Below are 12,434 nucleotides of genomic sequence, written 5' to 3'. Positions count from 1 at the left end.
AAGCTGCCTGCAGCCTGCCACCCCGCATATGCCCGGTTTTGCGAGCATACGATGTATGGAGGACTGTTTGTCCTACCAACATCAAGGAGGGGGAAGCCTTGTCGATCCAGCCGCAGCCGTTCCCGGCAGACAAGCCTGTTCAAAGCCACTTTACGTTATATTTGTTCGTTTCGATTTTATTTGTTGTGGGCACAGTATTCGGCGGCCTGATGGTGAATGCGCTGACGCTGGAGCAGCAGCAGGATTTGGCTGCGGATCTGTCGCGCTTCATCGGCGGCATTTATACCGGCGCAAGCGGCGTGCAGGACGGGACGGCCTCCTTCTGGAGCCAGCTGCTGTTTAATGCGAAATGGCTGTTGCTCGTATGGGTGCTTGGCATAACAGTCGTGGGCATACCGTTTATATTGGCGCTTGATTTTATGAAAGGCGCGCTGGTTGGTTTTGCGGTCGGCACATTGGTCAGCACGCATTCGTGGAGAGGCGCATTATTTTCGCTTGTATCCGTCGCTCCGCCGAATATCATTGCTGTGCCGGCGATTCTCATGGCAAGCGCCGCTTCATTATCCTTTTCGCTGTATGTCGTTAACAACCGGCTGCTGAAGCAAAACGGGCCGCTTGCGCCGCAAGTCTTGTCCTTAACATCCACGACGTTATTTATGTTGCTCCTGCTTGCCGCCGCCGCACTGGTGGAGGCTTACGTATCGCCTGTCATGATGGGCTGGGTTGCGCCAATGCTGCAGCCGGCATAACCGGGCAGGTTTGACTTTGCGGAAACATTCCCCCTATAATCGTTGTATGTAAAGACGGCGGGGGGAAACGATGGAAGCCCGGATTGATAAAATCAAACAGCAGCTGCAAGCCCAGGGCTATAAGTTGACACCGCAGCGGGAAGCAACCGTATTCGTGCTGCTGGCTAATGAAGACGACCATTTAAGCGCGGAAGATGTATTTTTGCTCGTTAAGGAAAAAGCGCCGGAGATTGGCTTGGCAACGGTATATCGTACGCTTGAGCTGCTCCATGAATTGCATGTTGTTGAGAAACTGAATTTTGGCGACGGGGTTGCCCGTTACGATTTGCGGGCCGACAATTCCAAGCACCATCATCATCATTTAATTTGTACGGAATGCGGTTCGGTTGACGAAATCAAGGAAGATTGGCTGCTTCCGCTGGAAGAGCGGCTGGAGAAGGAATACGGATTTGCGGTTGACGATCATCGCCTTGATTTTCAAGGCATTTGCCATCGCTGCAAACCATAACCTAAAGGTTCATCGTCCGGTTGACGATCCTCATACAGGCGGCTTCGATGTCACGCAATGGCATTGAGGCCGTTTTACATTTGGACAACCGTCTGCATATTCCCGGCTTGCCCCACATACGTTGTATGGAGCGAAGTGCGGAGGCGGTGGAATGATGATTGTTTCGGTGCGGAGATGGTTGGCGCGCATTTTATTTTTGATCGCATTTGCGATATTGTTTCTGGTCGCTACGGGCGGTTACCGGCTGCTGATTGATGCCATTTCGCCTGTCCATCCTTATCAGGAGCCGAGAGGGCATGCGGCGAAAGTATTCCGGAGCGACCCGGAGATTCCCGGCGACAACAATCCGCTGGATCGGTTAAGATGGTTTTTTTGGTACGGCGAGTAAACAGTTTGTTGCCGGCTAAGCAGGATTTAGAAGTCGAATGTTGAATTGTTTTGTCACCAAGCTCATGAGAGGAAGACCATGAACGATCACCTTCATTCTTTTATACATTATTTAGCCGATGAAAAAGCGCGGGCTGTCAATACGCTGCAGTCGTATGAGCGGGATTTGAGCGCTTTTGCCGCTTATTTAGCGGAACAAGGCATTACAGAAGCCGCGGCTGTCGAGCGCCATCATTTGTCCCGATATTTGCTTATGCTAAAAGAAAGCGGGCGCAAACCGTCTACTTTAACACGCCATATCGTCTCGATCCGCGGTTTTTTTCATTATTTGGCGCTGAAAGGGATTGTGCTGCAAGATCCGACCGTCGCCGTTGAATCGCCCAAGCTGGAGGCGAAGCCGCCCAGCGTATTGTCCGTTGAAGCGGCTGGCGCGCTGCTGGACGCGCCGGAACCTTCGTCGCCGGCCGGCAGACGGGATAAAGCGATGCTGGAGCTGCTGTATGCTACCGGCATCCGGGTTACGGAGCTTATCATGCTGAACGTGGACAGCGTCAATTTGCAGCTGGGCATCATTTGCTGTATTAGCAGCGGAGGAAAGGAACGTATCATTCCTTTTGGCAAAATGGCGGAAGCGGCGCTGCAGGACTATTTGTTTGCCGAAGGCGGCCGGAAGCAGCTGGCGAAAGATGAACCGGACGAGCATGCGTTGTTTTTGAACCATTTGGGCACAAGAATGACGAGGCAAGGCTTCTGGAAAATGATCAAAAAATACGCCAGGGAAGCCGGCATCAGCGGGGAGATTACCCCCATACGCTGCGGCATTCTTTTGCCGCCCATCTGCTTGCGAACGGGGCCGATCTCCGCTCGGTGCAGGAGCTGCTTGGGCATGCGGATATTTCAACGACCCAGCGCTACAGCAAATTGACCAAAACCAGAATAAAAGATATTTACAACCATACGCATCCCCGCGCCTAACCGGGCTGCAGGGGGAGCCTGAAAGGATGGCAGCAATGGCGTTTGATCGTATAACCGTTATTGTATTGGACAGCGTTGGTATCGGGGAGCTTCCTGATGCCGCATCATTTGGGGATGCCGGTTCCCATACGCTTGGCCATATTGTAGAGCGGGTTCCCGGCATAACACTTCCGAATTTGCGCCGATTGGGGCTGGACCGGATCGCCCGTCTTGGAAGCTGGTCCGCACCGGACGGGCAGCCGGAAGCTGTCTATACGAAGATGGCCGAGGTATCGGCAGGCAAAGATACGATGACCGGCCATTGGGAGCTGATGGGGCTGGACATCAAGGTGCCGTTCCGGACATTCCCGGACGGTTTTCCGCCGGAGCTGATTCAGCAATTCGAGGAGCAAACCGGCCGTAAAGTGATCGGCAACAAAGCGGCCAGCGGCACTGACATATTGGACGAGCTTGGCGAAGAGCAATTGCGGACAGGCGCATGGATCGTATATACGTCCGCGGACAGCGTATTTCAAATCGCTGCGCATGAAGGGACGATCCCACTGGAGGAGCTGTACGAAGCTTGCCGGATCGCCCGCGAGCTGACGCTGGATGACCGGTACGCCGTCGGGCGTGTTATCGCCCGTCCTTACGCCGGGCAGCCGGGCGCGTTCAAGCGGACGCCAAACCGCCATGACTACGCGCTGAAGCCGCCGGCGCCAACCGTGCTCGATGCCTTGAAGAGCGGCGGTTATGATACGATTGCGATCGGCAAAATTAATGATATTTTCGACGGCGAAGGCATTACTTCGGCAACGGCTACCGTAAGCAACGCGGATGGCATTGCTAAAACTGCGCAAGCGCTGAAACAGCCTTTCCGCGGCTTGTTGTTCACGAATCTGGTTGACTTTGATTCCTTATACGGCCATCGGCGGGATCCCGAAGGGTACGCTTCCGCGCTGGAGGAATTTGACCGTGCCGTTCCGGAGCTGATGCGGCTGACCGGGGAGCGGGATCTGCTGGTCATTACGGCCGACCACGGCAATGACCCGGTACATCCCGGAACCGACCATACCCGCGAATATGTGCCGCTGCTGCTGTACAGCCCTGCTTTTAAACGGCCGGGTCAGCTGGCGGTCCGTTCGACCTATGCCGATCTGGGCGCAACGATTGCGCACAATTTTGGCGTTGCGGCGCCGCCTAACGGCAGCAGCTTTTTGTCGGAGCTTGATGCTTTTAGATAAGATCCGGATGAAGGGCATCCATTGCCCTTTGGCAGCTAAAATCATTTGACTATTTTGAGCATAAAGGAGCATTGGCATGACGGGACAAACAGGTTACAGCCATATTCAGGAGGCTGCGCAGTACATACGTGAGCAAATAACGATACAGCCGGAAGTCGGGCTTATTTTAGGATCAGGGCTTGGTATTCTTGGCGATCATTTGGAGGACGCGGTATCGATCCCGTATCACGATATTCCGCATTTTCCGGTATCGACGGTGGAAGGGCATGCCGGCGAACTGATGGTCGGCACGCTGAACGGCCGTCCGGCAGCGCTTATGCGCGGCCGTTTCCATATGTATGAAGGGTATGAAGCAGCGCTGACGGCATTCCCGGTGCGGGTGATGAATGCGATTGGCATCGGATCTCTGCTCGTGACGAATGCCGCTGGCGGCGTAAACACATCCTTTCAGCCGGGCGATCTGATGCTTATTTCCGACCATTTGAATTTAACGGGCAAAAGCCCGCTGGCCGGACCAAACGATAACCGGCTTGGCGTCCGGTTCCCGGATATGTCGGAGGCGTACAGCAAAAGGCTGCGCGCTGCGGCTAAAGAGGTTGCCGCAAGCTTGGGCATTTCCGTGCAGGAAGGCGTATATGCCAGCTTGCTTGGCCCGAACTACGAAACCCCGGCCGAAATACGCATGCTGCGTACGTTAGGCGCCGATGCTGTCGGAATGTCGACCGTTGTGGAAGTCATCGCAGCTAGGCATTCCGGCATGGAAGTGCTGGGCATCTCTTGTATCAGCAATATGGCAGCGGGTATTTTGGACCAGCCGCTGTCGCATGATGAAGTTATGGAAACTACAGACCGCGTCAAGACCCAATTCCTTAGTCTCGTAAAAGGGGTTATTCCATATCTTTAGACCTTTTTTGTAACAAAATTGTAATATTGCGCTCGACTCATTGTGACAGTATTTTTTTCCTAAACAGTCGTATAATGTCCATGATTACTGAAAGATGCGGAGTGGAATAGAGATGGACAAGCATTTGCTGTTGGAAATGGAAAACTTAAGGGTTCAAATGGTCGAAACAGCGCTGGTAAAAGAAGATTTTCTGAACCGTGAAGTGCTGCTGCTGAGCCAATCGCTTGACTTGCTGATCGTAAGAGCGCAAGAAGAGCTGGCTCTTTCACGGTCCAAATGAACAAATGACCGGGGGATGACATGAGGGCGGTAGACATTATACAAAAAAAGCGCGACGGCCGCGAGCTGTCCGCAGATGAACTTGTCTTTTTAGTGGACGGCTATAGCAACGGCGGCATTCCGGATTATCAGATGTCGGCATTTGCGATGGCGGTCCTTTTTCGCGGAATGACGCCTGCAGAGACGGCCGCTTTAACATTAGCGATGGCGCAGTCGGGCGACCAGGTGGATTTATCGGCTATCGGCGGCATTAAAGTGGATAAGCACAGTACGGGCGGCGTAGGCGACAAAACAACGCTAATCGTGGCGCCGCTTGTAGCGTCTGCGGGCGTTCCCGTTGCGAAGATGTCAGGAAGAGGACTAGGGCATACCGGCGGTACGATCGACAAGCTGGAGTCGATTGCTGGTTTCCGGACGGAGCTGTCCCGCGAAGCTTTTATTTCCCAGGTCAACGCCATCGGCTTGTCGGTCATCGGCCAAAGCGGCAATCTCGCGCCAGCCGACAAAAAGCTGTATGCGCTGCGCGATGTGACCGCTACGGTGGAATCGATTCCGCTTATTGCAAGCTCTGTCATGAGCAAAAAAATCGCTGCGGGAGCGGACGCCATTGTGCTGGATGTCAAGACGGGCAGCGGCGCGTTTATGAAAACCGTCTTGCAGTCCGAGCAGCTGGCCGAAGCGATGGTGAAGATCGGGAGCGAAGTCGGCCGCCAGACGGCAGCGGTTATTAGCGATATGGACCAGCCGCTTGGTTATGCGATCGGGAACGCGCTTGAAGTGAAAGAAGCGATCGCAACGCTGAAAGGCGAAGGGCCGGCGGACTTGACGAAGCTTTGCTTGACGCTTGGCGCTTATATGGTTGTGCTTGGCGGACAAGCTGCCAGCTTCGAAGAAGCGGAGGCGCTGCTGCGGCAGAAACTGTCCAGCGGCGAAGCGCTGGCCAAATTCAAATCGTTTGTGGCGGCGCAAGGCGGCGACGAAAGTGTAGCGGATAATCCGGAGAAGCTGCCGCAAGCGCCGCATACAGTTCCGGTCATCGCTTCGGAAAGCGGTTATGTCGCGGCCATTCAAGCCGAGCAGTTGGGGATCGCAGCGATGCTGCTTGGTGCGGGCAGAGCAACCAAGGACGATGCAATCGACCATCGTGTCGGGCTGATGCTCAGCAAAAAAGTAGGCGATGCCGTACAAGCCGGCGATACGCTGGCTGTTATGCATGTTCATGCATTAAACAGCAGCAACGACGAAGTAGCCGCCAAAGTCAAGGCGGCCTATACGCTGCAAAGCGAAGCGCCGAAGCTGCGCCCGCTGCTGCTTTCGATTGTAACGAGCGCCGGCATTCAGCGTTTTACAGAAGAAACCTGATACTGCTGCTCCAGCGCAGAAGCGCCTTCCGTCATATGTAATACGGAAGGCGCTTCTTTTTTTCTGCCCCGGCTTGGAATATTTTCCTTCAATCAGGTCGACAATGAGAAAGAACTATAGCCGATTTCCGGCCTCTTCTATCGCATCAAAGAGAGCCGAACTAGACATAGGAGGACATCTGACCCATGAAATTGCTCAAGCTATTACTAACAGCCGCTGTAATCGCGCTTCAGTTACCTGCCACAGCTTTTGCGGAGGAGGCCAAAGCCGCACCTAATCCCACATCCGGCAATACGCCGTCCGCAGCGCCGGCGCTTGCAGGATCTGCCCGTTCGGCGATTATGATGGACGCGGATACCGGTACGGTTATTTTCGAAAAAAACAGCCATGACAAGCTGCCTCCGGCCAGCATTACGAAAGTTATGACGATGCTTCTTATTATGGAGGCTTTGCATAACGGCACGATCAAGCTGACGGATAAAGTGACGACAAGCGAATACGCGGCATCAATGGGCGGCTCGCAAATCTTTTTGGAGCCGGGTGAAGAGATGACCGTTGATGAGATGCTGCGTGGCATCGCCCTTGCATCGGGCAACGACGCTTCGGTGGCGATGGCGGAGAAGCTTGCTGGCACCGAGCAGCAATTTGTTGCGTCCATGAATGCAAAAGCGCAGGAGCTTGGCTTGAAGGATACGCATTTTTCCAATTGTAACGGCCTTCCTACAGCCGACCACTACACCTCCGCGCATGACATCGCCGTCATCAGCCGCGAACTGCTGAAATATCCGGAGATTACGTCTTATACGGGGCTGTACCAGGATCATTTGCGCAAAACGTCGGCGAAGCCGTTCTGGCTGGTGAACACAAATAAGCTGGTCCGTTTTTACAGCGGTGCAGACGGCTTGAAAACAGGCTTTACGACGGAAGCGAAATATTGTTTGACCGCAACGGCCAAACGGGACGGGTTCCGTATTATCGCTGTCGTCATGGGCGAACCGAATACGAAAACGAGAAACGCGGAAGTGACGCAAATGTTCGACTACGCGTTTGCGCAATACATGAATTACCCGATCTTTAAATCCGGCGATACGATCGGCAATTTGAAGATTGAGAAAGGCGCCGTCCAATCGATGCCGATTGTAGCCAGCCAGCCGTACAGCGTATTGCTGCGCAAAGGAGCGGACTTGAAAAATATCCGCCACGAGCTGAAGATGAACCCTTCAATGAAAGCGCCAATCGCGAAAGGCCAGCAAATCGGTACGCTTGCGGTTTATCAGGGCAATCAGCTGCTGAAGGAATTCCCGCTCGAAGCGCCTGAGGCGGTCGGCAAAGCCAGCCTGTGGGGAATGATGAAACGCTCGATTGGCGGATTGTTTAAGTAAGCATCGGCGGAAATAGGCAGAGATTGTCGTCTGCAGGCGTTCATTTTGTCATCTCTTAGCTGTCTGCTTCTAGTTTTGTCGGGGGCAGGAAAAGCCGCCTGCGAAGGAGAAATGCTAGTTCAATCCAGAACCTAGATTGCGCGAAGGAGATGAACAGCTGATATGAGTCTGCAGGTCGAATTGGAGCATTACCGCAATGCGCTTATCGTTCGCCTTCATGGAGAGCTTGACCATCATACGGCGGATGTCGTCCGTTACAAAATGGAGGAAGCGATCATGAGAGGGGCGAGCAGCCACATCATCTTAAACCTGGAAAACTTGCAGTTTATGGACAGTTCGGGCCTCGGCGTTATATTGGGCCGTTACAAGCAGGTGAAAAGCAAAGGCGGCAAAATGGTCGTCTGCGGGGTTAATGCAAGTGTCCACCGCCTGCTTGAAATGTCCGGTTTATTCAAAATTCTGACCGCTTATGATAATGAAAGAGCGGCAATTTCCAGCTTGGAGGTGGTGTCATGAAGGGACGCAATGAGATGGTGCTTTCCTTCAGCGCTCGTTCCGAAAACGAGGCGTTTGCGCGCATCGCGGTGGCGGCGTTTGTTTCCCAGCTTGATCCGAACATGGATGAGCTGAACGATTTGAAAACAGCGGTATCGGAAGCGGTCACGAATGCGATCATTCACGGCTATGACAGCAACCCGGAAGGCATTGTAACGGTGGAAGCTTTCATCGAAGGCGATACGGTATCGCTTACGATTATTGACAAAGGCAAAGGGATTGAGGATCTGGATCTTGCCCGTCAGCCTCTTTATACGTCCAAGCCGGAGCTGGAGCGCTCGGGTATGGGCTTTACGATTATGGAAAACTTTATGGACCGGTTCGAAGTCGTAAGCGAGCTGAACGGCGGCACAAGGCTCGAGATGATGAAACGAATCGAATCGAAAAAAGCGCTCTACAATTAGCGTAGGGGTGAGCCTATGGATGTGAACTTAAAGCAAACGGCTCAGCCGTACTTGGATGACGCGGAAGTGAAGCGGTTGATCGCCTTAAGCCAATCCGGCGACACCCTTGCCCGCGATACGCTGGTCCAGTGCAATATCAGGCTGGTCTGGTCGGTAGTGCAGCGGTTTATTAACCGCGGTTACGAGCCGGAAGACTTATTCCAAATCGGTTGTATCGGCCTGCTGAAATCAGTGGACAAATTTGACCTTTCTTACGATGTCAAATTTTCGACGTATGCCGTGCCGATGATTATCGGTGAGATTCAGCGGTTCTTGCGCGATGACGGCACACTTAAAGTCAGCCGCTCGCTGAAAGAAACCGCCAATAAGGTGCGCAAAATGAAAGATGAGCTGTCCAAGACGCTTGGCCGGCTTCCGACAATCAAGGAAGTAGCTGACCGGCTTGGCATTACGCCTGAAGATGTTGTCTTCGCGCAGGAAGCGAATAAACCGCCAACTTCGATCCATGAGACGGTGTTTGAGAATGACGGCGACCCGATTACGCTGATGGATCAGATTGCCGATGATTCGCAGGAACGCTGGTTCGATAAGCTCGCGCTCGTGGAAGCGATCGAAGGCTTAAGCGAAAGAGAGCGGCTGATCGTCTATTTGCGGTATTACCGGGACAAGACGCAGTCCGAGGTCGCAAGCCGCCTTGGCATCTCGCAGGTGCAGGTTTCCCGGCTGGAGAAAAAAATATTGCAGTCCATAAAAGACCAGATCGCGCAGTGACGCGGTCTGGTTTTTCTTTTTTCCGGATTTGCATGAGTATCCAGCGCTTCCTTTTCTCATACTAAACAGGAATATGGCGAAAAGGATGATGAGAGATGGACAATGGGAGTGGGCAAGTCCTCTATCTGCGTCTGAAGAAAAAAATAACGATCCGCCCGGAAAGAACCGTAACGCTTGGCCAGATCGCCCGCATGCTGGCCAGCGACAGCGAGACGGAGCAAATGCTGAACGAGATGCAAGTTTACAGACACCACGCCGGTGACGGCAACCGGGTGGTCCTTGACATTCTGCAAATCGTAAAGGCGATCCGGGAAACGGCGCCTGACTTGTCGATTGAGACATTTGGCGAACCGCAAGTGCTCATTATGATTTCGAAAAAACCGGCCAAACCCCGCATAACAGTCCTGATTGCCGTATGGCTGCTCCTGTTTTTTGGTGCAGGCCTTGCCATTATGAACTTTCATGTGGATGTCAATATGCAGGAAGTGCAGGTCCGCATTGTGGAGCTGCTGACCGGAAAAAAGGAGGAGCACCCGCTATGGTTCCAAATCCCGTATTCGATTGGCATCGGCCTCGGCATGGCGGTTTTCTTCAATCATTTGTTCCGCAAAAAATTTAACGAAGAACCCAATCCGCTCGAGGTCGAGCTGTATACGTATCAGGAAAATGTCAATGCTTACGTCATTGCGGAAGAAATGGGGAAAAAACAGCGCGGGGGAGAGGAGGGCGATGGCTGACGCTCTGGTCAATCTGTTTGTAGCCATCCTTGGCTTGTCCGGCGGGCTGGCGGTTGGCAGCGGTACGGTTGCGCTTCTGATTGTATTTGACCTGATTCCGCGGCTGGCGCAGCTCGCGTCAGCTTACAAATCATCGCTATGGTTTGAAACGGCCGTTATTTGCGGCTCGCTTTATTGGACGCTGGCCGATTTTTTCGGATGGCGGACGATGCTGCCGGGACAATGGACGCTGGTGCTGCCCGGCCTGTTCGACGGCCTGTTCGTCGGCATGCTGGCCGCAGCTTTGACAGAAGTGATGAACGTGCTGCCGATACTCGCCAAACGCCTTCATTTGCAGAAGTATACGGTAGGGCTTGTTATGGCGATGGTCATTGGCAAGACGGCAGGTTCCTTGTTTGATTGGCTTTGGTTTCAATGGTAAGCAGCAACTTTTGAATAGACGAGGTGGAAGACATGTCGAAACATTTGGAAACTGGCGATAAAGGCAGTGAAGAAATTCCCCACAGCTTCATCGGCATTCCCGAGCAGCAGCTGGCCGAGGAATCCGGCAGGTACGGACGGGATCAGGATCGGAATAAAGACCATGAAGACGGGGATCAGAAGGATGAAGACAGAAGCTTCCTGCCTATGATGGATGAGCAGGATGAACGTCCGGACAAACGGGCTGAACGGAAGTCTAAGCATGCCGCCGGCGATTCCCGCCAAAAGGAGCAGTCGGATAACGAAAAAAAATTCAGTCCGATTCCACAAGACCTGGATGAAGTGCTGGAACGGCTGAAAAACGAGGTCGGCTACGGTACCAGCTTTGATATCGTCGTCAGGGAAATGAGTTTCGGTGATAAACGCGTCGCATTTTTCTTTATGAACGGGCTTGCAAACAGCCTGCTGCTCAGCAATCTCATTAACCGGCTTACGTTTTTGAATCCGGATCATCTGTCCGGCGATGCGTTCAAAATGTTTTTCAATGAATATTTGCCATCTTCACAGGCGGTTAAGCAGGAAGACTGGAACAAAATTTTAACGAGCGTCCTGTCCGGCAATACAGCGTTGTTTATTGACGAGGAGCCTTTTGCGATCGACATTGATGCCAAAAACTTTCCGGGACGCGGCCCGGAGGAGCCGTCCATCGAACGCGTTGTCCGCGGGAGCCGGGACGGCTTTACAGAAACGCTGATGACCAACGTTTCGCTTATCCGCAGACGTCTGCGCGATCCGCAGCTGCGGTATGAGCTAGTTCGTGTCGGAGCGCGGACGCAGACGGATATTTGTATCGCCTACATCAACGATTTGGTGGACAAAGAGCTGCTGGAGGCGATCAAGGACAAAATAAAAGCCGTCAAGCTTGACGGCTTGCCGCTTGCGGATAAGCAGCTGGAGGAAGCGACGGTGAAGCGGGGCTGGAACCCGTTCCCGAACGTCCGTTATTCCGAGAGGCCCGATGTCGTTTCGGCGCATATGCTGGAGGGCGCGGTGGTTGTGCTGGTCGATACGTCGCCTAGCGTCATGATATTGCCGACAACCTTTTTTGATTTGATTCAGCATGCCGAAGAGAACCGCCAGACGCCGTTTATCGGCACGTATCTCCGCTGGGTGCGTTTTGCCGGGATTTTTGCTTCGTTGTTTTTGCTGCCGCTGTGGATTTTGTTCGTCATGCATCCGGAATATAAGCCAAGCGCGCTTGATTTTCTGGGTCCGGAGAAAACCGGGAAATTGCCGCTGGTCGTCCAGTTTCTGCTGGCGGAGGTCGGGGTTGACCTGATGCGGATGGCGGCCGTCCATACGCCAACGCCGCTTGCGACGGCGATGTCCCTCGTTGCAGCGATCCTGATCGGCGACATCGCCGTTCAGACAGGCGTGTTTATTAACGAGGTTATCTTATATATGGCGGTTGCCGCCATTGGGATGTTCGCTACGCCAAGCTATGAGTTGGGATTAGCCAACCGGATCGTACGGCTCCTCTTAATCATTGCGGTGTCGGCGTTTAAAGTTCCGGGGCTGGTCATTGCGACTACAGCGGTGCTTATACTGCTGTGCACGGAACGTTCCTTTAACCGTCCGTATATGTGGCCGTTTATCCCGTTTGACCTGCGGGCTTTAATGAATATCATTTTGAGGCCGCCGGTGCTGCAAAACCGGTTCCGTCCAAACTTGCTCCGTCCGCAGCGAAGAGAAAAAATGCCCAAACCAGAATGAGTGAA

General features: G+C 53.3%; 14 protein-coding genes and 1 pseudogene. All 15 read left to right on the top strand.

The features are described 5' to 3' along the window. The first annotated feature begins 98 nt into the window (after positions 1-98). The 15 genes and pseudogenes from spoIIM (at position 99) to ET464_RS07170 (ending at position 12,429) form a co-directional block, all read left to right on the top strand. Positions 99-749, top strand: coding sequence for a stage II sporulation protein M (spoIIM, locus tag ET464_RS07240; RefSeq protein ID WP_244226706.1), 651 nt, complete (start codon positions 99-101; stop codon positions 747-749). Positions 750-819: 70 nt separating this feature from the next. Then, a complete protein-coding gene (fur, locus tag ET464_RS07235) occupies positions 820-1,257 on the top strand; it encodes a ferric iron uptake transcriptional regulator (protein WP_129439581.1) in 438 nt (145 codons plus the stop codon). 151 nt (positions 1,258-1,408) lie between these two features. After that, a complete protein-coding gene (locus ET464_RS07230; RefSeq protein WP_244226705.1) occupies positions 1,409-1,645 on the top strand; it encodes a DUF4227 family protein in 237 nt (78 codons plus the stop codon). Positions 1,646-1,723: 78 nt separating this feature from the next. Next, positions 1,724-2,619: pseudogene (gene xerD / locus ET464_RS07225) on the top strand (site-specific tyrosine recombinase XerD). A gap of 35 nt (positions 2,620-2,654) precedes the next feature. After that, positions 2,655-3,842, top strand: a complete 1,188-nt coding sequence (deoB, locus tag ET464_RS07220) for a phosphopentomutase (RefSeq protein WP_129444177.1) — start codon at positions 2,655-2,657, stop codon at positions 3,840-3,842. Positions 3,843-3,918: 76 nt separating this feature from the next. Further along, positions 3,919-4,746 carry a purine-nucleoside phosphorylase gene (locus ET464_RS07215; RefSeq protein ID WP_129439579.1) on the top strand — a complete coding sequence of 276 codons (828 nt, stop codon included), beginning with the start codon at positions 3,919-3,921 and terminating at the stop codon, positions 4,744-4,746. A 112-nt stretch (positions 4,747-4,858) separates the two neighbouring features. Further along, positions 4,859-5,026 (top strand): Spo0E family sporulation regulatory protein-aspartic acid phosphatase, encoded by a 168-nt coding sequence (locus ET464_RS07210; RefSeq protein ID WP_165279937.1) that lies wholly within the window; start codon positions 4,859-4,861, stop codon positions 5,024-5,026. Positions 5,027-5,046: 20 nt separating this feature from the next. Then, positions 5,047-6,387: a pyrimidine-nucleoside phosphorylase gene (locus ET464_RS07205; RefSeq protein WP_129439575.1), complete on the top strand. Its 1,341-nt coding sequence runs from the start codon at positions 5,047-5,049 to the stop codon at positions 6,385-6,387. A gap of 185 nt (positions 6,388-6,572) precedes the next feature. After that, complete coding sequence (locus tag ET464_RS07200) at positions 6,573-7,769, top strand: D-alanyl-D-alanine carboxypeptidase family protein (protein ID WP_129439573.1); 1,197 nt, start codon at positions 6,573-6,575, stop codon at positions 7,767-7,769. A 162-nt stretch (positions 7,770-7,931) separates the two neighbouring features. Then, complete coding sequence (gene spoIIAA / locus ET464_RS07195) at positions 7,932-8,285, top strand: anti-sigma F factor antagonist (RefSeq protein WP_129439571.1); 354 nt, start codon at positions 7,932-7,934, stop codon at positions 8,283-8,285. After that, a complete protein-coding gene (spoIIAB, locus tag ET464_RS07190) occupies positions 8,282-8,728 on the top strand; it encodes an anti-sigma F factor (RefSeq protein ID WP_129439570.1) in 447 nt (148 codons plus the stop codon). The genes spoIIAA and spoIIAB overlap by 4 nt, the downstream gene beginning before the upstream one ends. Positions 8,729-8,743: 15 nt before the next feature. After that, the gene (gene sigF, locus ET464_RS07185) at positions 8,744-9,499 is read left to right on the top strand and encodes an RNA polymerase sporulation sigma factor SigF (protein WP_129439568.1); all 756 of its coding nucleotides are present in this window, start codon (positions 8,744-8,746) and stop codon (positions 9,497-9,499) included. A gap of 95 nt (positions 9,500-9,594) precedes the next feature. Beyond that, a complete protein-coding gene (locus tag ET464_RS07180; RefSeq protein ID WP_129439566.1) occupies positions 9,595-10,236 on the top strand; it encodes a stage V sporulation protein AA in 642 nt (213 codons plus the stop codon). After that, positions 10,229-10,657: a stage V sporulation protein AB gene (locus tag ET464_RS07175; RefSeq protein WP_129439564.1), complete on the top strand. Its 429-nt coding sequence runs from the start codon at positions 10,229-10,231 to the stop codon at positions 10,655-10,657. Before ET464_RS07180 ends, ET464_RS07175 begins: the two co-directional genes overlap by 8 nt. A gap of 32 nt (positions 10,658-10,689) precedes the next feature. Then, a complete protein-coding gene (locus ET464_RS07170; RefSeq protein WP_244226704.1) occupies positions 10,690-12,429 on the top strand; it encodes a spore germination protein in 1,740 nt (579 codons plus the stop codon). Positions 12,430-12,434 lie beyond the last annotated feature (5 nt).

Source organism: Paenibacillus protaetiae (assembly GCF_004135365.1).
Lineage (GTDB): Bacteria > Bacillota > Bacilli > Paenibacillales > Paenibacillaceae > Paenibacillus_AP > Paenibacillus_AP protaetiae.
The sequence above is the reverse complement of the archived record's forward strand: the minus strand, read 5'-3'. Positions and strand labels throughout refer to the sequence as shown.